This is a genomic window from Achromobacter anxifer, from assembly GCF_903652925.1.
Taxonomy (GTDB): domain Bacteria; phylum Pseudomonadota; class Gammaproteobacteria; order Burkholderiales; family Burkholderiaceae_B; genus Achromobacter; species Achromobacter anxifer.
Window position 1 is genome coordinate 1 of record NZ_CAHLAR010000016.1, and the last position, 20,043, is coordinate 20,043.

The 20,043-nt window shown below is 67.1% G+C and carries 17 protein-coding genes and 2 pseudogenes; 10 read left to right on the plus strand and 9 right to left on the minus strand.

The window, feature by feature from the left end; translation table 11 throughout:
- From HWY37_RS31380 to HWY37_RS31405, 6 genes are all read left to right on the plus strand, one after another.
- Nucleotides 1-654, plus strand: a 654-nt coding sequence (locus HWY37_RS31380; protein WP_176090612.1) for an SRPBCC family protein, incomplete at its 5' end; no start/stop codon positions are given.
- 66 nt (nucleotides 655-720) lie between these two features.
- Nucleotides 721-1,746, plus strand: coding sequence for an ABC transporter substrate-binding protein (locus HWY37_RS31385; RefSeq protein ID WP_175210441.1), 1,026 nt, complete (start codon nucleotides 721-723; stop codon nucleotides 1,744-1,746).
- A complete protein-coding gene (locus HWY37_RS31390) occupies nucleotides 1,743-2,552 on the plus strand; it encodes an ABC transporter ATP-binding protein (protein WP_175210439.1) in 810 nt (269 codons plus the stop codon). The genes HWY37_RS31385 and HWY37_RS31390 overlap by 4 nt, the downstream gene beginning before the upstream one ends.
- Nucleotides 2,549-3,325, plus strand: coding sequence for an ABC transporter permease (locus HWY37_RS31395; protein ID WP_175210437.1), 777 nt, complete (start codon nucleotides 2,549-2,551; stop codon nucleotides 3,323-3,325). Before HWY37_RS31390 ends, HWY37_RS31395 begins: the two co-directional genes overlap by 4 nt.
- Before the next feature lie 75 nt (nucleotides 3,326-3,400).
- Complete coding sequence (locus HWY37_RS31400) at nucleotides 3,401-4,027, plus strand: TRAP transporter small permease subunit (RefSeq protein ID WP_175210435.1); 627 nt, start codon at nucleotides 3,401-3,403, stop codon at nucleotides 4,025-4,027.
- A gap of 2 nt (nucleotides 4,028-4,029) precedes the next feature.
- Nucleotides 4,030-5,688 (plus strand): TRAP transporter large permease, encoded by a 1,659-nt coding sequence (locus HWY37_RS31405; protein ID WP_175210433.1) that lies wholly within the window; start codon nucleotides 4,030-4,032, stop codon nucleotides 5,686-5,688.
- A gap of 68 nt (nucleotides 5,689-5,756) precedes the next feature.
- Here the strand turns inward: HWY37_RS31405 and HWY37_RS31410 are convergent.
- Both HWY37_RS31410 and HWY37_RS31415 read right to left on the minus strand, forming a co-directional pair.
- A pseudogene (locus HWY37_RS31410) lies at nucleotides 5,757-6,266 on the minus strand (class I SAM-dependent methyltransferase); the annotation flags it as partial.
- Between the two features lie 244 nt (nucleotides 6,267-6,510).
- Complete coding sequence (locus HWY37_RS31415; RefSeq protein ID WP_175210431.1) at nucleotides 6,511-7,335, minus strand: class I SAM-dependent methyltransferase; 825 nt, start codon at nucleotides 7,333-7,335, stop codon at nucleotides 6,511-6,513.
- Between the two features lie 120 nt (nucleotides 7,336-7,455).
- Here HWY37_RS31415 and HWY37_RS31420 point away from each other — a divergent pair, with 120 nt between their 5' ends.
- On the plus strand, nucleotides 7,456-8,481 hold the full coding sequence (locus tag HWY37_RS31420; protein ID WP_176090613.1) for a MerR family transcriptional regulator: 1,026 nt from the start codon (nucleotides 7,456-7,458) through the stop codon (nucleotides 8,479-8,481).
- 15 nt (nucleotides 8,482-8,496) lie between these two features.
- Here HWY37_RS31420 and HWY37_RS31425 read toward each other — a convergent pair whose 3' ends face one another.
- Nucleotides 8,497-9,183: a GntR family transcriptional regulator gene (locus HWY37_RS31425; RefSeq protein ID WP_175210427.1), complete on the minus strand. Its 687-nt coding sequence runs from the start codon at nucleotides 9,181-9,183 to the stop codon at nucleotides 8,497-8,499.
- 10 nt (nucleotides 9,184-9,193) lie between these two features.
- Complete coding sequence (locus HWY37_RS31430) at nucleotides 9,194-10,969, minus strand: IlvD/Edd family dehydratase (RefSeq protein ID WP_176090614.1); 1,776 nt, start codon at nucleotides 10,967-10,969, stop codon at nucleotides 9,194-9,196.
- 219 nt (nucleotides 10,970-11,188) lie between these two features.
- Between HWY37_RS31430 and HWY37_RS31435 the strand changes: the two genes are divergently transcribed.
- Nucleotides 11,189-12,184: a Bug family tripartite tricarboxylate transporter substrate binding protein gene (locus tag HWY37_RS31435; RefSeq protein WP_175210423.1), complete on the plus strand. Its 996-nt coding sequence runs from the start codon at nucleotides 11,189-11,191 to the stop codon at nucleotides 12,182-12,184.
- Between the two features lie 287 nt (nucleotides 12,185-12,471).
- Nucleotides 12,472-14,469 (plus strand): cyclic di-GMP phosphodiesterase, encoded by a 1,998-nt coding sequence (pdeR, locus tag HWY37_RS31440; RefSeq protein ID WP_175210421.1) that lies wholly within the window; start codon nucleotides 12,472-12,474, stop codon nucleotides 14,467-14,469.
- 24 nt (nucleotides 14,470-14,493) lie between these two features.
- On the opposite strand, the gene HWY37_RS31445 is transcribed toward pdeR, so the two are convergent.
- Both HWY37_RS31445 and HWY37_RS31450 read right to left on the minus strand, forming a co-directional pair.
- Entirely contained in the window at nucleotides 14,494-15,378 is an 885-nt protein-coding gene (locus HWY37_RS31445; RefSeq protein WP_175210419.1) for a crotonase/enoyl-CoA hydratase family protein, read from the minus strand.
- 333 nt (nucleotides 15,379-15,711) lie between these two features.
- Complete coding sequence (locus tag HWY37_RS31450; RefSeq protein ID WP_175210417.1) at nucleotides 15,712-16,455, minus strand: SDR family oxidoreductase; 744 nt, start codon at nucleotides 16,453-16,455, stop codon at nucleotides 15,712-15,714.
- Nucleotides 16,456-16,570: 115 nt separating this feature from the next.
- Here HWY37_RS31450 and HWY37_RS31455 point away from each other — a divergent pair, with 115 nt between their 5' ends.
- Entirely contained in the window at nucleotides 16,571-17,482 is a 912-nt protein-coding gene (locus tag HWY37_RS31455) for a LysR family transcriptional regulator (protein WP_176090615.1), read from the plus strand.
- Here HWY37_RS31455 and HWY37_RS31460 read toward each other — a convergent pair.
- From HWY37_RS31460 to HWY37_RS31470, 3 genes and pseudogenes are all read right to left on the minus strand, one after another.
- Nucleotides 17,461-18,855 carry a GntP family permease gene (locus HWY37_RS31460; protein ID WP_176090616.1) on the minus strand — a complete coding sequence of 465 codons (1,395 nt, stop codon included), beginning with the start codon at nucleotides 18,853-18,855 and terminating at the stop codon, nucleotides 17,461-17,463. The two genes, HWY37_RS31455 and HWY37_RS31460, sit on opposite strands and share 22 nt — an antisense overlap.
- An 86-nt stretch (nucleotides 18,856-18,941) precedes the next feature.
- On the minus strand, nucleotides 18,942-19,751 hold the full coding sequence (locus tag HWY37_RS31465; RefSeq protein ID WP_175210412.1) for an aminoglycoside phosphotransferase family protein: 810 nt from the start codon (nucleotides 19,749-19,751) through the stop codon (nucleotides 18,942-18,944).
- 28 nt (nucleotides 19,752-19,779) lie between these two features.
- Nucleotides 19,780-20,031 (minus strand): annotated as a pseudogene (locus tag HWY37_RS31470) (MFS transporter); the annotation flags it as partial.
- Nucleotides 20,032-20,043 lie beyond the last annotated feature (12 nt).

The following is a 20,043-nucleotide window of genomic DNA, read 5'->3' on the forward strand; positions in this document are numbered from 1 at the left end:
GTGGCGTTCGCGGGCTTCACGCCGGCGGCGCCGGCGGCAGCCGCCGCTCCGGCAGCGGCAGCGGCGCCCGCCGCCCCGGCGGGCAAGAAGGAAGGCCGCGGCAGCCAGATCGACGGCGGCTTCAAGGTGCCGTTCCCGGCCGCGGAAGTGTGGGCCTTCATGGTCGACCTGCCGGCCCTGGCCAGCTGCCTGCCGGGCGCCTCGATCGAGGAGCACGAGGGTGACCGCGTCAAGGGCAAGATCGCCATCAAGTTCGGCCCCATGGCCGCCGCCTTCAACGGCGCGGCCCGCCTGGAACGCGACGACGCCGCCATGCGGGCGGTGTTCCGCGGAGCGGGGCAGGACTCGCTCAGCCAGTCGCGCGCCAATGGCGACATCACCTATCGGTTGGAAGCGCTGTCGCCCACCGAAACGCAGGTCCACGTGAACTTGCTGTATTCGCTGCAGGGACCCTTGGCGCAATTCTCCCGGTCCGGACTGGTGCAGGACTTCGTGCGCCGCATGATCGCGGATTTCGGCAACAACGTCACCGCCCGGCTGCGTCAGCCCGCCGGCGTGGGCGAAGCGCCGGTGCAGGCCAGCTTCAATCCCACGGCCATGTTCTTCAGCGTGCTGTGGGCGCGCATCAAGCGGTGGTTCGGCCTCGGCGGCTGAACGGACCCGGGTAGTGCCGGCGGCCGCGGGCGCGGCCGCTCATGTCGACTCATAACGGGGAATATCATGCTCGCGGTATTCGCAAGGAATTGGCGCAACGCATTGTTGGGCCTGGCTGCTGTCGCGCTGAGCGCGCCTGCCTGGTCCCAGGCCCTGGAGCCGCTGAAGGTGCGGCTGGACTGGACCCCCTGGGGCGTGCACGGCGCCTTTCACCTGGCGCAGCAGAAGGGCTGGTACAAGCAGGCCGGCCTGGACGTGACGCTGGAGGATGGCAACGGCTCGGTGACGACGGTGCAGATCGTCGGCGCCGGCGACAGCTTCGACCTGGGGCACGCGGCCCTGGCCTCGGCCATGATCGCCCGCGAAAAAGGCATGCCGGTCAAGGCGGTGGCCGTGTTCGCCAGGCAAAGCGACATCGGCCTGCTGGTCCCGTCCGACGCCGGCATCACCGGCCCGGCGCAGCTCAAGGGCAAGAAGGTCGCCTATACCGCGGGTTCGCTGGAAGCGCCGTTCATCGACGCCTTCCTGGCCGCGGGCAAGCTCAAGAAGAGCGATCTGGAACTGATCAACGTGGATGCCGCCAGCAAGGCTTCCACCTATGCGGTGGGACGGGCCGACGCGGCGTTTTCCACCATTCCGTTTTTCCTGCCGGTGGTGTCGCAGAACCGGCCGTCCAGCGCGGTGCGGTTCGCCGACTTCGGCCTGAACATGCCCAGCTTCGGCCTGTTTGCCAACGAGTCCAAGCTGGCGCAGCGGCGCGACGCCATCGCGCGCTTCGCCAGCGTCAGCGCGCGGGCCTGGGAATACATCTACGCCGGCCACCAGGACGAGGCCGTCGCCGCCATCCTGGCGCAGCGGCCGCAGGCGCGGCTGGACAAGAAGGTACTGCGCGGCCAGATCGACGCCTTGCAGCCGTATTTCGGCCAGCCGGTGGCGGGCGCGCGCCTGGGCGCCATCGTGCCGCAGGACTGGACGCAGGCCGTCGCCACCTTGTCGACGGTCGGGCTGATCAGCGCCAGCGCCCAGGCTGCCTCGTTCTATGTGCCCGACCTGGTGCATCCGGAACGCTACGACAGCCTGGTGCAACCATGACGCAATGGGCCGTGTCCGCCAAGGACGTGCGCAAGCGCTATCCGGGCGCGGCGGGCGTGGAGGCGCTGGCCTCGGTGTCAGTCGAGGTGCCACGCGGCCGCTTCGTCAGCATCCTGGGGCCCAGCGGCTGCGGCAAGAGCACGTTCCTGCGTTGCGTGGCCGGGCTGGAGACCGTCTCCAGCGGCGACCTGCGGGTGGAGGGCGTGCCGGTGCAGGGGCCGCCGGACGGCATGGGCATGGTGTTCCAGCGCGACGCGCTGCTGGAGTGGCGCAGCGTCCGCCGCAACATCCTGCTGCCGGTCGAGTTCGCGCACAAGCCGGTGGCGGCCTACGAGGCCAAGGTGCGCGCGTTGCTGGCCCTGACCGGGCTGGACAAGTTCGCGGACAGCTATCCGCGCGAGCTGTCGGGCGGCATGCGCCAGCGCGCCGCGATCTGCCGCGCGCTGGTGGACGACCCCAAGCTGCTGCTGATGGATGAGCCCTTCGGCGCGCTGGACGCGCTGACGCGCGACCAGATGAACGTCGAACTGCAGCGGATCTGGATGGAAACGCGCAACACGGTGCTGTTCGTGACCCACGGCATCGCGGAGGCGGTGTTCCTGGGCGATGTGGTGATGGTGTTCTCGCCGCGTCCGGGCCGCATCCTGGAAACCATACCGATCGACCTGCCGCGGCCCAGGCCGCTGGCGCTGCGCGAAACCCCGCAATTCGGCGAGTACGTGCGGCACATCCGCGGCATGTTCCAGGGCATGGGCCTGATAGACGAGGGCGCGCGCGCCGCGTCCGGCATGGAGGCCGCCCGATGATCGCGCTCTTGAAAGGGGCTGGCCGCCGCATGGCCGGGCTGGTGTCGGTGCTGGTGTTCCTGTTGCTGTGGGAAGCCGCCGCCCGGATATTTCACGTGCGCGCCATCATGTTGCCGCTGCCGGGCCAGGTGGCGCTGGAACTCGCGGCCGAATGGAGCTGGTATGCCGGCCACGCCGCCTACACGCTGATGACCACGTTGGCGGGTTTCACGCTGGCGGTGGTGTTCGGCGTGGCGATCGCCGTGATGCTGGTCGGCTCGCGCTGGTTCGAACGCTTCATCTATCCCCTGATCGTGGCGCTGAACAGCGTGCCCAAGGTCGCCATCGCGCCCCTGTTCGTGATCTGGCTGGGCACGGGCGCCGAACCGAAGATCGCCATCGCCTTCCTGATCGCCGTGTTCGCCATGATCGTGGATACCGTCCATGGCCTGCGCTCGGTGCCGCAGGACGTGCTGGACCTGGGACGCGTGTTGAAGGGTTCGCGTCGTGACTTCTTCTTCAAGGTGCGGCTGCCCAGCGCGCTGCCTTCGATCCTGGCGGGCATGAAGGTCTCGATTTCGCTGGCGCTGGTGGGCGCCATCGTCGGAGAGTTCGTGTCCTCGCAACGGGGCCTGGGCTACGTGATCATGAGCGCGCAAGGCACCTTCGACACGGTGCGGGTATTTGCCGCGATCTTCGTGCTGGCCCTGATGGGCATGCTGCTGTTCGCCTTGCTGGGTTGGCTGGAACGGCGGCTGACGCCATGGCTGCGGCATCAGCGCGAAGACGGCTGAGACAGGTTCGGCCTGGGGCACCACGGGCTTCGTGTAGGGCAGGTGCGTGATTAGAAACAATTCTGGGGAAAACAGATGCAAGCACTACTCGCCTTGTCGCGCGGCATAGACGCGATCAACCTGAGGATGGGACGGGCCGTGTCCTGGGTCACGCTGCTGGTGGTCCTGGTCAGCGCCGGCAACGCCATCATGCGCAAGATATTCCACGACAGCTCCAACGCCTGGCTGGAACTGCAGTGGTACATGTTCGGCGCCATGTTCCTGCTGACGGCGGGCTACACCCTGCTGAAGAACGACCACGTCCGGGTGGACATCATTGCCTCGCGCCTGTCGCGGCCGGCGCAGATCTGGATAGAGATATTCGGCGTGCTGTTCTTCCTGATGCCGGCCTGCCTGCTGATCACCTATCTGTCCTGGCCGGTGTTCATGGATTCGTACCTCAGCAATGAACACTCCTCCAACTCGGGCGGCCTGATCCGCTGGCCGGTCAAGCTGCTGATCCCGGTGGGCTTCGGGCTGCTGGTGCTGGCCGGGCTGTCGCACCTGATCAAGTGCGTGGGCTTTCTGCAGGGGCGATGCCGCGATCCGCGCGAGCGCGAGGGCGCCAAGAGCGCCGAGGAAGAACTGGCCGAGGAAATCGCCCGCGAAGCGCAGGCGCGCGAAGCGGTCGCGCAGAATGAACTGGATAACAAGGGTCGCTGATCATGGAGTTTCTTATTGCCAATCTGGCGCCGATCATGTTCGCGACGCTGATCGTCTTCCTGCTGCTGGGCTTTCCGGTGGCCTTCGCGCTCGCGGCCAACGGCATTCTGTTCGGCCTGGTCGGGATGGAACTGGGCCTGCTCAATTCCTCGCTGTTCCAGGCGTTGCCGCAACGGGTGTTCGGCATCATTTCGAACGACACGTTGCTGGCGGTGCCGTTCTTCACACTGATGGGCTTGGTGCTGGAGCGATCCGGCATGGCCGAGGACCTGCTGGAGACCATCGGCCAGCTGTTCGGCTCGGTCCGCGGCGGCTTGGCCATCGCGGTGGTCTTCGTCGGCGCGATGCTGGCCGCGACCACGGGCGTGGTGTCGGCCTCGGTGATCTCGATGGGGCTGATCTCGCTGCCCATCATGCTGCGCAACGGCTATGACCGCAAACTGGCCAGCGGCGTGATCGCCGCGTCCGGCACGCTGTCGCAGATCATCCCGCCTTCGCTGGTGCTGATCATCCTGGCCGACCAGCTGGGGCGTTCCATCGGCGACATCTACCGGGCGGCCATGGTGCCGGGTTTCGTGCTGGCCGGGCTGTACATCCTCTACATCGTCATCATGAGCGTGCTGAAGCCGGCTTCAGCGCCCGCGCTGCCCGAAGAGGCGCGCCGGTTCCAGGAGCCCAACGGCGGCCGCGGCGGACGTTCGCTGCTGGTGCTGATGGTGATTTCCGCCGTGTCGGCCTATTTCCTGGGCCTCTGGGTCGAGAACAACACGGCGCCCATGGACGAGCGCATCGTCGTGGCGCTGCTGTTCTGGGGCGCCACCGCCTTCGTCATCGCGCTGGTCAACAAGGCCCTGGGCCTGGGCCTCCTGTCGGCACTGGCCGAGCGCGTGACCTTCGTGATGATTCCGCCGCTGGCGCTGATCTTCCTGGTGCTGGGTACCATCTTCATCGGCGTGGCCACGCCGACCGAGGGCGGCGCCATGGGCGCGGTGGGCGCCATCCTGATGGCGGTGGCGCGTCGCCGCCTGTCGCTGGACCTGCTCAAGCAGGCCATGGACACGACCACCAAGCTGTCCTGCTTCGTGGTGTTCATCCTGGTGGGTTCCACCGTGTTCGGCCTGACCTTCCGCGCCGTCAACGGCGACCTGTGGGTCGAGCACCTGCTGACCGGCCTGCCGGGCGGGCAGTGGGGCTTCCTGATCGTGGTCAGCATCCTGACCTTCGTGCTGGCCTTCTTCCTGGACTTCTTCGAACTGGCGTTCATCATCGTGCCGCTGTTGGGGCCGGTGGCGGACAAGCTGGGCATAGACCTGATCTGGTTCGGCGTGATCCTGGCGGTCAACATGCAGACCTCGTTCATGCATCCGCCCTTCGGCTTTGCGCTGTTCTACCTGAGGTCCGTGGCGCCACGGGACCGCTACAAGGACAGGGTCACGGGCAAGATGATCGAGCCCGTCACGACCGGACAGATCTATTGGGGATCGGTGCCGTTCATCGTGATTCAGCTGCTGATGGTCGCGGCCGTGATGGCGTTCCCGGGCATGGTGATGCACTACAAGGGAACGGCCGCCACCGTCGATCCGAGTTCGGTCTCGCTGGAGGTCGGTGGCAGCGGCTACGGGGGCAGCGCCTACGGCGCGGACTCCAATCCGTTCAAGTAAGGCGGTCAGGGCGCGGCGCCGGCAGGCGCCCGCCTGTCGTCTGCAGGCGTCTTCCCGGGCAGCCCGGCTCAAGGCTTGACCGCGTACGTCGCCAGGAAGGTCGGCAGGAAGCGATCGATCAGGAAGCGCGGTTGTGGCTGCTCGTCCTCATAGAAGCCCTTGAGCAGGAAGCCGGCCTCCAGCTGGCCGCCGATCTGCTCGTCGAGGTTGTGGCCGAAAACCAGCGCGTCGCCGCGGGCCTGCTTCGCCGCCAGCTCGTCCGGCGAGAGGTCGCGCACGTCCGAGTAGGGCAGCTTGAAGCGCGGCCGGATCAGGCCTTGTTCCGCCAGCTCCGGCGCGCGGTCGCCGACGAACACGACCGGGTTGTAGAAGCTGCTGAGCAGTCTGCCGCCATGCTTCAGTACCCTGAAGCACTCGCGCCACACGGGCCGCACGTCAGGCACGTAGAGGTTCGAGATCGGGTGCACGATGCAGTCGAAGGACGCGTCGGGGAAGGCCGAAAGATCGCGCATGTCGCCCTGCACGGCCGTGAGGGGGGACGCGGCATCCGCAAGCCTGAGCCTTGTGGCGGCGGACCGCGGCGCGCCGATAGGGGCCGGGTCCTGCCAGAGATCAGAATGGAACAAGCAATGCGGCTCGCGCGCCAGGCAGCGAGGGGAGGCAAGATGCGCATGGGCATCCCGGCATTTACTTGTTCACTCTGTGGGCTCCGGTGAGGATAGGAGAAGGCCTCAAGGTTAACCCGGGCAGCCGACCGGGAACAAGCCGCTGCCGGAACCGGCGCGGCAGCGGAACGCGCGTTGCGGGTGGCAGGGCCGCCGGCTAGGCGTCACGGGGCGCCGTGACGACATGCGCCTGGATTTTGCCAGTGATGGGGCCCGTGCCATAGCGCTGGCGCAGCGCGTCCGTCGCCATTTCTACGGCCTTGTCCAGCATGCTTGCGTCGCGAGCCTCGATTTCGTTGCGCAGCGGCGTGCCTTGGCAGTAGGCGATCGCGGCGGTCCGCGGCGTGTCCGCGCGGCTTTCAAAGGCCACGGTTTCAATCGCCTGCTGCCCGGTGAATCCGCCTCGGGCAAGATCGCCCGCGATCAGCGCGAGGTCATGATAGCCATGGGGCACGCGGCTCATGAATTTTGGCGGGTCATCCGGAAACAGCCGCGCCAGGGCCTGCTCGACGGTAGCGGCGAATGCGTTGTCCTCGATGCGGTCCCAGACGTTGAACAGGAGCGCGCCGCCCGGGCGCAGGACGCGGCGCGCCTCGGCATAGCCTGCCGCCTTGTCCGCCAGGAACATGTAGCCGAACTGGCACACGACGGCATCGAAAGACTGATCTTCGAACGGCAGCCGCATCGCGTCGGCCTGGCTCCAGGTGATGGGGCGGCTGGCGCCCAGGTTCCCGGCCTGTTGGAGCATGGCGGGATTGAGATCGGTTGCGGTAATGGACGAGGCGGCGGGCAGTTGGTCCGCCAACTGGCGCGTCACGGCGCCGGTTCCCGCGGCGAGCTCCAGGACGGATGAGGGACGTAACGCCGCTGTGCGCCTAGCCAGGTCGGCGGCATAGGATTGGAAAATAAGGGGGACCATATACCGCTGATAGAACTGCGGGATGGATCCGGAGAAGATACGATCGCCAGCCGAAGTGTTCATGATGTTCGACTCCAAGGCAGACGTCTATTTTAGGCCTCTTCGTGAGGCTTGCGGCAACGCTTGACCCTCACGTAACGTCATGTCCCAGAGTCCGGTTTGCGCAATCAACGGAGGAATGCAGTGAGACTGAAAGTAGGAGAACTGGCCAGGCGCTGCGGACTGACGGTCCGCACGCTGCACCACTATCACGCGATCGGCCTGCTCACGCCTTCGGCGCGCGCCGACAACGGCTACCGGCTGTATGGCCGTGACGACATTGCTCGCCTGCACCAGATTCAGGCGCTGCGTCGTTTCGGACTGCCGCTGGCGGAAATCGGCGCCTACCTCGACCAGCCCGGCACTCCCTTGGACGAGATCATCGCGAAGCAGATCGCGATGCTCGACCGCCAGATCCAGCAGGCCAACCGGCTGCGCGATCGCCTCGCGCAGCTGCAAGACCAGCTGGCGCAAGGCAGGGAGCCGGAGCTGGCCGATTGGCTGACCACTCTGGAGTTGATGACCATGTACGACAAGTATTTTTCGCAGGAAGAGCTGGCGCGCCTGCCTCTGTACCGCAGCGCCCGGGACGGCGACGCGGATTGGATCGCGCTCATCGGGAAGGTGCGGGAGCAGATGGAAGCAGGCGTCGCGCCCGAAGCGGCGCGGCCGCGGGAGCTGGCCTTGCGCTGGATGACGCTGCTGGTGCGGGACACCAACGGCGATCCGCGCCTGCTGGTGAAGCTGAACCTGATGCATGAGCGAGAGTCCGCCATGCAGGAGCACATCGGCATTTCCCCCGCGATGCGCGACTACGTGCTGCGCGCGTTCTCGGAAAGCAAGTTGCGGCTCTACGAGAAATACCTGGCGCCGGATGAAGCCCGGTACCTGCGGGAACACTACGGCGATCGCATGGGCGAATGGCCGCAACTGATGGCCGACGTGCGCGACGCGATCGACGCCGGCGCGGCGCCTGACTCGCCCGAAGCGCAGGCGCTTGCCCGGCGCTGGCTGGATCTGTTCCGCAGCTACGCCGGCGACAACCCGGTCACGCAGGCGAAATTCCGCCAGGCGCTGATGACCGAGCCCGAGCTTGCCGCCGGTTCATGGGCTGACGAGGCGACGCTGGGATTCATGCGGCAGGCAATGGGAATCCTGGCTGCGCGCTGAGTGGCGCAGCGGACGCTACTGGCTTCCCAACCGCGCCTGCTCCGCCGCCAGATACGCATCCCGCGACGGCAGCAGGTGCTCCCGGCATACGGTCATCAGGGCCTCGCGGTTGCCGTCGCGCAGGGCGTGGATCATGGCCCAGTGTTCCTGGCGGGCGCGCTCGCGGTAGCCGGCGGCCGCCAGCGAGCCGAAGCGGATGGGGTGGGTGCGGCGGGCGTATTCCTCGATGGCCTGGCCCAGCACCGCGTTGTCCAGCAGGCTGAAGAATTCGCGGTGGAAGCGCTGGTTGCTGCGGAATACGCGGCGCGCGTCGCCGTCGGCCACCGCTGCGTCGTGTTCGCGCTGCACGGCCACCAGCGCCGCCAGCCGCGCCTGCGGCACGGGCAAGGGCATCTGGCTGGCGGCATGCACTTCCAGCACCTGGCGCAGCGCATACAGCTCCATGACCTCGCGCGCGGAGTAGGCGCGCACCACCGCGCCGATGTTGCGCTTTTTCTCCACCACGCCCAGCAGTTCCAGCTCGGCCAGCACCTGCCGCACCACGTGGCGCTTGAGCGCGAAGCGCGCCATCAGCTCGTCTTCGGTCAGGCGCTGGCGCGGGTGCAGCCGGCCGAAGACGATGTCTTCCTCCAGGGTGGCGACCGCGGCTTGCGCGGCGTCCGGGGCTGGCGTTTGCAGGGCTGCGGTCGTGTCGGCGTTCATGGCGGGGCGCTTACTTCTTCGGCACGGTGTCGCGGGTGACGCCGGCGCGCAGGAAGTCGAAGTCCACGCCCTGGTCGGCCTGGGTCACGGTCTGCAGGAACAGTTTGCGGTAGCCGCGGTCGGCGGCGGGCCGGGTGATGGGCTGGGCCGCGGCGCGGCGCGCCAGTTCGGCGTCGTCCACCAGCAGCGCGATTTCGCGGTTGGCCACGGACAGGCGGATGCGGTCGCCGTTCTGGACGTAGGCCAGCGGGCCGCCGATGGCGGCTTCGGGCGTGACGTGCAGCACGATGGTGCCGGCGGCGGTGCCGCTCATGCGGCCGTCGGAGATGCGCACCATGTCCTTCACGCCGGCGCGCGCCAGCTTCTTGGGGATGGGCATGTAGCCGGCTTCGGGCATGCCGGGCGCGCCGGTCGGGCCGATGCGCTTGAGCACCAGGATATCGTCGGCGGTGACGTCGAGCGCGTCGTCATCGATGCGCCTGGCCATGTCCTCGGCATCCTCGAACACTACCGCGCGGCCTTCGTGTTCCATCAGCTTGGGGTTGGCGGCGGACTGCTTGATGATGGCGCCGCCGGGCGCCAGGTTGCCGCGCAGCACGGCCAGGCCGCCCACCGGATAGATGGGCGAGGCCGCCGTGCGGATCACGTCCTGGGCGAAGGCGGGGGGCGCATCGTCCAGTTCCTCGCCCAGCGTGCGGCCGGACACGGTCAGCGCGTCCAGGTGCAGGTAGGGGCGCAGCTCGCGCAGCAGCGCCGGCATGCCGCCGGCGTGGTGGAAGTCTTCCATGTAGTGCTGGCCGGAAGGCTTCAGGTCCACCAGCACGGGCGTCTCGCGGCTGATGCGGTCCAGGCCGGCCAGGTCGATGTCTATGCCCAGGCGGCCGGCGATGGCCGTCAGGTGCACGATGCCGTTGGTGGACCCGCCGATCGCCAGCAGCACGCGCAGGGCGTTCTCGATGGACTTGCCGGTCAGGATGCGGTCCGGCGTCAGGCGCGAGGCGGCCATGGCCACCGCCGTGGCGCCGGTCTGTTCGGCGACGCGCACACGGTCGGCGGTGACGGCAGGGGCCGATGCGCCGCCGGCCACCATCATGCCCAGCGCCTCCGTGATGCAGGCCATGGTGCTGGCCGTGCCCATCACGGAACAGGTGCCCACGCTGGCGACCAGCTGGTTGTTCACGTCGGCGATCTCGACCGCGTCGATTTCCTCGGCGCGGTAGCGGCCCCAGTAGCGGCGGCAATCGGTGCAGGCGCCGACGCGCTCGCCGCGGTGCGAGCCGGTCAGCATCGACCCCGTGACCAGCTGGATGGCGGGCACGCCGGCGGACGCCGCGCCCATCAGTTGGGCGGGCACGGTCTTGTCGCAGCCGCCGATCAGCACAACGGCATCCATGGGCTGGGCGCGGATCATTTCCTCGGTGTCCATGGACATGAGGTTGCGCAGGTACATGCTGGTGGGCTGCGAGAAGCTCTCATGCACCGAAATGGTGGGGAAGTCCATGGGCAGGCCGCCCGCCAGCATCACGCCGCGCTTGACTGCCTCGATCAGCTGCGGCGCGTTGCCGTGGCAGGGGTTGTAGCTGCTGCCGGTGTTGACGATGCCGATGATGGGGCGGGACAGGGCGTCGTCGGTGTAGCCCGCGCCCTTGATGAAGGCCTTGCGCAGGAACAGCGAAAAGCCCGTGTCGCCGTAATTGGTGAGGCCGCGGGCCACGCCGCGCGCGGCGCTGCCCGCGCTCTCGAATGGGCCCGGGGCGGGCTTGCCGTTCTTGGTCTCGTCCTTCATCTGTATCTCGATAATATTATTGATAATCTGACGGCAGCATCATAGCCAGCCCTTGACGGCGGCGGCAGGCGGTTTATCCGAGGCTGCTAATTGATCTTCTTTATAGATCAGTCGATAGAAAAATTCTGATTCTTCAATCAAGTTGAGGGTCCTACACTGGCGCGGTTGACGAACCGGGCGTCCCTTTTATTCCTATACCCATCCCGGCAGGAGACCTACATGTCAGATCTGCGTCTGCGGCCGCGCCGCGCCGTGTTGCTTTCCCTGCTGGCCCTGTGCGCTGGCGTTTCCGCTCCGGCCCTGGCCGCCGATGCCTATCCCGACAAGCCCATCCGCATGATCGTGCCGTATCCGCCCGGAGGCGCGACCGACGTGATCGGCCGCGTGCTGGCGCAGGAACTGACCGGCGCGCTCGGCCAGTCGGTGATCGTGGAGAACCGCGCGGGCGCCGCCGGCAACATCGGCGCGGACCAGGTCGCCAAGGCCCAGCCCGACGGCTACACGCTGCTGATGGGCGCGCTGACCAGCCATTCCATCAACGCCGCCCTGTACCGAGGCCGCGTCACGTATGACGTGGAGAAGAGCTTCGCGCCGGTGTCCATCGTGGGCACGGTGCCGTTGGTGTTCGTGGTGAATCCTTCGGTGCAGGCGAAAACGCTGGCCGAGTTCATCGCGCTGGCCAAGTCCAAGCCTGGCTACATCACCATGGGTTCGGCGGGCAACGGTTCGCCCCAGCATCTGGCCGCCGAAATGTTCAAGCGCACCGCGGGCGTGGACGTGCTGCACGTGCCCTACAAGGGCAGCGGCCCAGCCATGACCGACCTGATGGGCGGCCAGGTGCTGAGCATGATCGAAACCGTGCCCGCGGCCCAGGGCAGCATCAAGGCCGGCAAGCTGCGCGCCTTGGCGGTCACTTCCGCGCAGCGCGTGGAGGCGTTGCCGGACGTGCCGACCGCGGCGGAAGCCGGCCTGAAGGACTTCGAGGTGAGCTCGATGTTCGGCATCGTGGCCCCCGCCAATACCCCGGCGCCGGTGATCGAGCGCCTGAACGGTGAGCTGAAGAAAATCATGGCCAAGCCCGAGGTCAAGGCTTCGCTGCTGAACCAGGGCGCGATTGCCACTTGGACCACGCCGGCCGACGCCGGCGCGCGCGTGTCGGCCGAGCTGGCCCGCTGGACCAAAGTCATCGACGAGGCCGGCGTGAAAGGGGATTAATACTCCCAAGGTTGCGGCTTTACGTCACACGCCGGAAGTTCCGTCAGGAACTCCCGGCGATTTTCTTTGCGCGCGGCGGCGTAAAAGACGCAACAAGGCTTGCGCATAAACTGGGGAAGACGCATTAAAAAAATGGCGTATGCAAAGATTTGCGCTATGAAACGCCAATGGGGACGCAATAAACCGCAATAAAACCTTCGCGAGATTGTATACAGTGGTTGACCCCGAATAGACTAGGCCGTAATGTAGTTTGCGGGCCTTCCCAGGACGGCAGAAGGGGGATAACAATGACAGACGACCAGGACGAAAAGTCGATTCTGTACACGCATTTCGGTACGCACAGTCCATATTGGCGGCTGGCCGCCGATAGCGATGCGTTCGAACTCGCAGCAGTCAAGGGCGCCGCCAATATCGCGATGGCGTTGCGCCCGGATCAGGCCGAGACGATACGCAGCCTGACGGGCATCACGTCCAGTGTGCGCATAGACATCTCGCTGTACGGCGACGTGCTCCGGCTCCATCTGGTGGGCCGCAAGATCAATCCCAACGAATGGGCCGGCACCGCGTCCGCCCATTCGGATACCGAATCCGTGGCCAAGGACCTGGTCGAAGGGCTGTCCTTCGCCGAGACCGTGGTGTCCGAGGCCAATTCCGTCATTGTCATCGTCGACCAGAACGGCCGCGTGCAGCGTTTCAACAAGCTGAGCGAGGAATACACCGGCAAGCGCGAGCAGGACATCATCGGGCGCAGCGTCTTCGACATGTTCATGACGCGTGAAGAGGCCGTGGCCTCGCGCCGCAACATCGCCGAGTTCTACAAGCGCGGCCAGTCCTATGAGGCCGAGCGCCTGATCAATACGGTCAAGGGCCCGCGGCTGTTCTTGTTCCGCAACAAGTTCGTCACCAGCGGCAGCGGCGAGAAGCGCGTCTACCTGATCTGTTCGGGCACCGACATCACCGAGGAACGCCAGGCGCAGGAGCGCCTGCGGGTGCTGGCCAATACCGACATGCTCACCAACCTGCCCAACCGCCACGCGATCACGACGCGGCTGAAGGCGGCGCTGGCGGCGGGCCAAGACGGACGTGGCGGCGTGCTGTTTCTGGACCTGGATAATTTCAAGCGCATCAACGACCACTACGGCCACGGCTTCGGCGACCGCCTGCTCAAGTCGGTGGCGGTGGCGATTTCCTCCTGCCTGGCCGAAGGCCAGACGTTGGCGCGGCTGGGCGGCGACGAGTTCATCGTGCTGCACGAATCCGCCCAGGCCTGGGAGTTGGAGGCCACCGCGCAGCGCATCATCGAGCGCCTGCGCGAGCCGTTCCGCCAGGAACTGATCGAGGTCTACACCAGCTGCTCCATCGGCATCGCCATGTATCCCGAGCACGGCGCGGACCTGGACAGCGTGGTGCGCAGCGCCGACATCGCCATGTACGTGGCCAAGGAAGCGGGGCGCCACACCTATCGCGTGTTCCAGCCCGAGATGGACCGCCGCAACGCGGACTACGTCTGGCTGGACACCAATCTGCGCAAGGCGCTGGCCGAAGACCACCTGATGCTGTACTACCAGCCCAAGCTGGCCGGACGCAACGGCGAGGTCGACGGGGTGGAAGCCCTGGTGCGTTGGCGCTCGCCGGAGCGCGGCATGGTCGGCCCCAGCGTCTTCATTCCCTACGCCGAGGAATCGGGCCTGATCTCGCCGCTGGGCGTGTGGGTCATGCGCGAGGCGGCCCGGCAGGCCGCGGCCTGGAAGCGCGACGGCCTGAACATCCGCGTCGCCATCAACATGTCGGCGCGGCAGCTGAACGACAAGGGCGTGGTCAGCGAGTTCATGCGCGCCATCAGCGATGCCAGCCTGGATCCCTGCATGCTGGATATCGAACTCACCGAGAGCTGCCTGATCGAGGACGAAGGCGCCGCCATCGAATTGATCAAGCAGTTCCGGCAGCTGGGCGCGCGTGTCCACCTGGACGACTTCGGCACCGGCTATTCCTCGCTGTCGCAGCTGGCCCGCATTCCGCTGGACGCCATCAAGCTGGACGCCAGCTTCGTGCGCGGGGTGAACGAGAACCCGGTGTCGCAGGCGTTGGCGCGCGCCATCGTCGCTGTGGCGCGCACGCTGGAATTGAAGGTGATCGCCGAAGGCGTGGAGACGACCGAAGAGGCCGTTTTCGTGGACACCCTGGGCGTGGACGCCAAACAGGGCTACCTGTACGCCAAGCCCATGCCGGCGGCGGAGTTCACCGCCTGGCTGGCCCAGCGCCGCCGGCTGCATCTCATCGCCTGAGGCAGCCGGCTTCACGTCAAAAGCTCAATGCATGGTGGCTTCCAGCGCGGACTCCGCGCTGGAAGAACTGCGGCGGTTCTGCGCCATCACCAGGCGCTCCATGTAGGCGCGGTCCTTCGGGTCGATCGAGAACGCGGCTTCGACCCAATCCTCGGTAATGTCCATCAGCTCCGAGCGCGACAGGCTCAGCACGCGCTGGCGCGCGCGCAGCATGGCGCGCATGCCGTTGAGCTTGGGCCGCATCACGTCGATGAAGGTGCGCGTGGCCTTGTAGGCATCGCCCGGCTCGAACAGCACGTCGACCAGGCCCTTGCCATGGAACCATTCGGCCGTGTGCGATTCGCCCGAACCTATCAGCTCCTCGGCCAGCCTCATGCCCGAGCGCCGCGCCACCAGCGAGTAGCCGCCCATGCCCGGGAAGAGGTTGAACGCCATTTCGGGGAAGCCCATGCGGGCGGTGTTCTGCGCCAGGACGAAGTGGTGCGCCAGCGCGGCCTCGAAGCCGCCGCCCAATGCCGTGCCTTCGATCATCGCCAGCGAGATCGCGCCGGTGTCGAAGCCGCGGGTGGCGGCATGCACGCAGTCCACGCAAGCCCGGGCGTACGCCCGCAGCGCCTCGCGCTTGCCGGTGCGTATGGCTTCCGCAAAGAAATTCAAATCGCCGCCCACGTTGTAGATCTGAGGGACGAGCGAGCCGGTGACCCAGAAATCGATGGGCAGGCCGGAGTCCTTGGCGGCGCGCGCCAGGGTCATGATCTCGTCGATCAGTTCATGGTTGAAGCACGGACGCGGTTGAGCGCGAAGCATCATCCACATGACCCGGCGTCCCTCCTCGTAGAACGCCGAGAGCTGCTTCAGGTTGCCTGCGGCGGTGAAGGGGTGGCAATCCGGATGAATGAGTTGATTCATTTACTTTCGTCCAATTGATCAAGGTGAGTCGGAGTACTACGGGATCAGCCTAATACAGACCTTCCGGCTCTCGTCTCATGCAAACCTCGTCCAGCTGGCCAGACTTGTCCGTAAGTCAAAGGCCCGAGTGATCAATGGAGAAAGGAGATGAATGCGCGCGCCCGCTCAACCCATCAGGCGAGGCGGGCATGGGTAATACGGATGAGGACACACGCAAATTCGCGGCGATCCGGGCGATGCGCGGCGAGCGCGCCGAAGCCGGCGCGCTCATGCGTAGGGATGAGGAAGGCGCCGCGCGCGGAGATGAGTCTTGCGGCGGCGGATTGCGTAGCTTCAGGCCACGCCGCCGTTGGCGCGCAGGATCTGGCCGTTGACCCAGCCCGCGTCGGGGCTGACCAGGAACGACACCACGCCCGAGATGTCCTCGGGCTGACCCAGTCGTTCCAGCGGCGGCATCTTGGCGTAGTGCTCGATCAGCTCGGGGCTCTTGCCGGTCAGGAACAGTTCGGTGGCGACAGGGCCGGGCGCCACGGCATTGACGGTGATGCGGCGTCCGCGCAATTCCTTGGCGAAGACCTGCGTCAGGCTTTCCACCGCCGCCTTGCTCGCGATGTAGACGGAATAGTTGGGCAGGTTGAGCGCGATGGTGGTGCTGGACACGTTGACGATGCCGCCGCCATCGGCCAGCCGCGTGGCGGCTTCGCGCAAGGTGTTGAAGGTGCCGCGGGTGTTGATGCCGAAGGTCTGTTCGTAGAGCTCGTCGCTGGTCTCGGCCAGCGGCACCATCTTCAGGATGCCGGCGCTGTTGACCAGCACGTCGATGCGGCCCAGCCCGGCCTCGACCTGGTCGAACATGGCGCGCACCTCGGCGGCCTTGGACACGTCGGCGCGCACGGCCATGGCGCGGCCGCCGGCGGCGCCGATCTCGCCGGCCAGGGCCTCGGCCTCGGCGGCGCTGGAGGCGTAGTTGATGGCGACGGCATAGCCGTCTCGCGCCAGGCGGCGGACGATGGCGGCGCCTATGCCGCGCGATCCGCCAGTGACGAGCGCGATGCGTTGCGGGGCCTGGGTGTTCATGTCGTATCTCCGGTCGGGTTTGGGATGAGACGTATCATGGACTATTCCAGACGGAAGATAATTACTCTATATTCGCTAACATAATTTCATTCACATTAATAATGGACGCACGGCGATGGACCGCTTCCAGGAAATGCAGGTGTTCGTGCGGATCGCCGAGAGACGCAGCTTTTCCAAGGCGGCCGAGGACCTGCAGATTCCGCGGCCCACGGTCACCAACCTGGTCAAGCGCATGGAGACGCGCCTGGGCGCGCGGCTGCTGGAACGCACCACGCGCCAGGTGCGGTTGACGCACGACGGCGAGGCCCACTACCAGCGCTGCGTGCGGCTGCTGGCGGATCTGGAAGAGGCCGACGGCGCCTTCCTCAACACGGCGCCCAAGGGCCTGCTGCGGGTCAACGCGCAGGGCACGCTGGCCAGGTTCTTCGTCATGCCGGGCCTGCCCGCCTTCCTGGAGCGCTACCCGGACATCGTGCTGCAGCTGGGCGAGGACGACCGCCTGGTGGACCTGGTGCGCGAAGGCGTGGATTGCGTGCTGCGCACGGGGGCGCTGCAGGACTCGTCGCTGGCCGGGCGCCAGATCGCGCTGATGCCGCAGGTGACGGTGGCCAGCCCGGCCTATCTGGAGCGCTATGGCGAACCCCGCCGCCTGGAGGATCTGGAAGGCCATCGCGCGGTGGACTATCTGTCCAGTGCGACCGGCCGCAGCCTGCCGCTGGATTTCACGGTCGACGGCAAGAACGTGCAGGTGCGGCCCAGGGCCGTGGTCAGCGTCACGGGCGCTGAACTCTACACGGGCGCGGCGCTGGCGGGGCTGGGTCTGGTTCAGGTGCCGCGCTACCGTGTCGAACGCGAATTGGCGGCGGGCCAGTTGAAGATCGTGCTGCCCGACGCACCGCCCGCGCCTATGCCCGTGTCGGTGCTGTACCCGCAGAACCGCCAGGTATCGGCGCGGGTGCGCGTCTTTACGCAATGGCTGGCGGAGGTCATCGCCGCCGGCCTGGCTCAGACGATGCCAGTCAGGTAATACACCGCGATCGCCAGGAACACCGACGTGGTCGATATCAGGGTGATGGCGAAGATGTCGCCATAGGACTGGCGGTGCGTCAGGCCCGTCACCGCCAGCAGCGTGATGACCGCGCCGTTGTGCGGCAGCGTGTCCATGCCGCCGCTGGCCATGGCGGCAATCCGGTGCAGCACCTCCATGGGGATGCCGGCCGCATGGGCGCTGTCGATGAAGGTCTGGGCCATGGCTGCCAGCGCGATGCTCATGCCGCCCGAGGCCGAACCGGTGATGCCGGCCAGCGAGGTCACCGCCACCGCTTCGCCCACCAGCGGATCGGGAATGGCCTTGAGCGCTTCGGCAACCAGCAGGAAGCCGGGCAAGGCGGCGATGACGCCGCCAAAGCCATATTCGGCCGCCGTGTTCATCGAGGCCAGCAGCGCGCCCGACACCGCGCTTTTGCTGCCTTCGGCGAAGTGCGCCTTGATGGAACGAAACGAGAACAGCAGGATGGTGACGATGCCCGCGATCAGCGCGCCCATCACCGCCCACAGCGCCACCTGGTCCTCGGCATTGACGGGCATGGGCTGGGGCAGGCCCGGCAGCGCGACTTCGGAGCCCGCCGGATACCAGCCGGGAATCCAGCGCGTCAGCAGGTAGTTGGCCACGCCCACCACCACCAGCGGCAGCAGCGCGATCAGCGGATGGTGCTCGCGTTCGCTGGGCGGCGTGACCGGCTCGTTGCGCAGGTCGGTGCCGTAGGTCTCGCCGGCGGCGGCCGCGCGCTTGCGCCGCCATTCCAGGTAGGCGATGCCGGCGGTCAGGGTGAAGCAGGCGCCGATCAGGCCCAGCCAGGGCGCGGCCCAGGTGGTGGTTTCGAAGAAGGTGGTGGGAATGATGTTCTGGATCTGCGGCGTGCCGGGCAGGGCGGTCATGGTGAAGGTGAACGCGCCCAGCGCGATCGCGCCCGGCATGAGCCGCTTCGGAATGCCGCCCTGGCGGAACATCTCGGCCGCGAACGGATACACCGCGAACACCACCACGAACAGCGACACGCCGCCGTAGGTCAGCACCGCGCAGACCAGCACGATGGCCAGGATGGCGCGTTCGGCGCCGATCAGCCGCAGCACCGCCTGCACGATGGCGCGCGAGAAGCCCGAGAGCTCGATCAGCTTGCCGAACACGGCGCCCAGCAGGAACACGGGGAAATAGAGCTTGGCGAAGCCCGCCATGCGCTCCATGAAAATGCCCGAGAACACGGGCGCCAGCGCCGACGGGTCCGTCAGCAGCACCGCGCCCATGGCCGCAATGGGCGCGCACAGGATCACGCTATAGCCTCGATACGCCGCCAGCATCAGGAACGCCAGCGCCGCCACCACGATGAACAATCCGGTCATTCGGTACTCCAGGAATGAAGAGATAAGGGGTGTGGGGCTACACCTTACCGCATCGGACTGTCATGCTTGCGCGCGTGCGCCGGACTTCAGGGCTCCAGCAGCGCCTGCGCCTGGCGGGCGATGTCCAGGTCGATCGCGGCGTCCTCGCCGCCGCCCATGAACCAGGCGGCCGACAGCCCGCACCAGGCCAGGATCCATTGCAGCAGGCGGCGGCGCTCCAGTCCGGACTGCGCGGCGATGAGGTCCAGCCGCCGCTCGAAGCGTCCGGGCGTGATGGCCACGGGCGGCACCGGATCCGCCAGGTCGGGGTTGCAGAAGATGTTGGCGTAGTCGAAGGCGCGCTCGCCATGCAGGCGCTTGGGGTCGATGACCAGCCAGCCGCGCTCGCCGAAGTCCAGGATATTGTCGTGGTGCACGTCGCCGTGCAGCACCGTCAGGTCGCGCGGACTGTCCAGCAACGCGCGGGCGTGGCGGGCGCTGTGCGCCAGCAGTCCGCCTTGTGCCCGCGCCATGGGCCACAGTTCCTGGAACCATTCCTCCAGCGGACGCAGCGCGGGCAGGGGCCGGGCGCGCGGCGCGTGCAGGTCCTTCAGCACGCCGCAGATAATGAGGGTGGCCTCGTCGTCGCGGCCGTTGCGGGCGTACTCGGCCAGCGAACGCGCGCCGGTGGCCCGTTCCAGCAGAATGGCGTCATCCGCATGCGCCAGCACGCGCGCGGCGCCCTGGCCGTCCCACCAGCGCATCAGCACGCCGCCCTGTTTCTCGTCTTCTTCATGCGAGACCTTGAGCATGGCGGGCAGGCCGCGATGCCGCACCGGCAGCAGCTGCGCCGCGCGGGTGACGATGGGGGCGCCGTCGGGCGTCAGTTGCCAGCGGGAGAGGTAGGGGTCGAACATGCCCGGCCAGGAAAAGGATTGCGGACGCCTATGGTAGAGCCTGTGGCGCGCCGGATGCCGTGCCCTGCAAATCCGGCCTGCGCGGCAACAGGACCGTGACCGCGGCCGCCACCGCATTGCCCGCCGCGCTGGCGATGATGGGCAGCAGGTGAGAGCCGCTCAGATCATAGGCATGGCCCGCGGCCACCGGGCCGATCAGGGTGCCGAACGCGACGCTGGTGTACAGCGCGCCGATGATGCCGCTGACATGGCGGCCGCCGAAGTAGTCCATGACCACCGCGCGACGACGCCA

Excerpts from the sequence above, each read along its gene's own strand:
- HWY37_RS31450 (WP_175210417.1), bottom strand. The coding sequence starts at position 16,455 with ATGAACACCCAGGCCCCGCAACGCATCGCGCTCGTCACTGGCGGATCG.
- HWY37_RS31395 (WP_175210437.1), top strand. The coding sequence starts at position 2,549 with ATGATCGCGCTCTTGAAAGGGGCTGGCCGCCGCATGGCCGGGCTGGTG.
- HWY37_RS31405 (WP_175210433.1), top strand. The coding sequence starts at position 4,030 with ATGGAGTTTCTTATTGCCAATCTGGCGCCGATCATGTTCGCGACGCTG.
- HWY37_RS31445 (WP_175210419.1), bottom strand. The coding sequence starts at position 15,378 with ATGAATCAACTCATTCATCCGGATTGCCACCCCTTCACCGCCGCAGGC.
- HWY37_RS31455 (WP_176090615.1), top strand. The coding sequence starts at position 16,571 with ATGGACCGCTTCCAGGAAATGCAGGTGTTCGTGCGGATCGCCGAGAGA.
- HWY37_RS31425 (WP_175210427.1), bottom strand. The coding sequence starts at position 9,183 with ATGAACGCCGACACGACCGCAGCCCTGCAAACGCCAGCCCCGGACGCC.
- HWY37_RS31435 (WP_175210423.1), top strand. The coding sequence starts at position 11,189 with ATGTCAGATCTGCGTCTGCGGCCGCGCCGCGCCGTGTTGCTTTCCCTG.
- HWY37_RS31400 (WP_175210435.1), top strand. The coding sequence starts at position 3,401 with ATGCAAGCACTACTCGCCTTGTCGCGCGGCATAGACGCGATCAACCTG.
- HWY37_RS31390 (WP_175210439.1), top strand. The coding sequence starts at position 1,743 with ATGACGCAATGGGCCGTGTCCGCCAAGGACGTGCGCAAGCGCTATCCG.
- HWY37_RS31415 (WP_175210431.1), bottom strand. The coding sequence starts at position 7,335 with ATGAACACTTCGGCTGGCGATCGTATCTTCTCCGGATCCATCCCGCAG.
- pdeR (WP_175210421.1), top strand. The coding sequence starts at position 12,472 with ATGACAGACGACCAGGACGAAAAGTCGATTCTGTACACGCATTTCGGT.
- HWY37_RS31465 (WP_175210412.1), bottom strand. The coding sequence starts at position 19,751 with ATGTTCGACCCCTACCTCTCCCGCTGGCAACTGACGCCCGACGGCGCC.
- HWY37_RS31430 (WP_176090614.1), bottom strand. The coding sequence starts at position 10,969 with ATGAAGGACGAGACCAAGAACGGCAAGCCCGCCCCGGGCCCATTCGAG.
- HWY37_RS31460 (WP_176090616.1), bottom strand. The coding sequence starts at position 18,855 with ATGACCGGATTGTTCATCGTGGTGGCGGCGCTGGCGTTCCTGATGCTG.
- HWY37_RS31385 (WP_175210441.1), top strand. The coding sequence starts at position 721 with ATGCTCGCGGTATTCGCAAGGAATTGGCGCAACGCATTGTTGGGCCTG.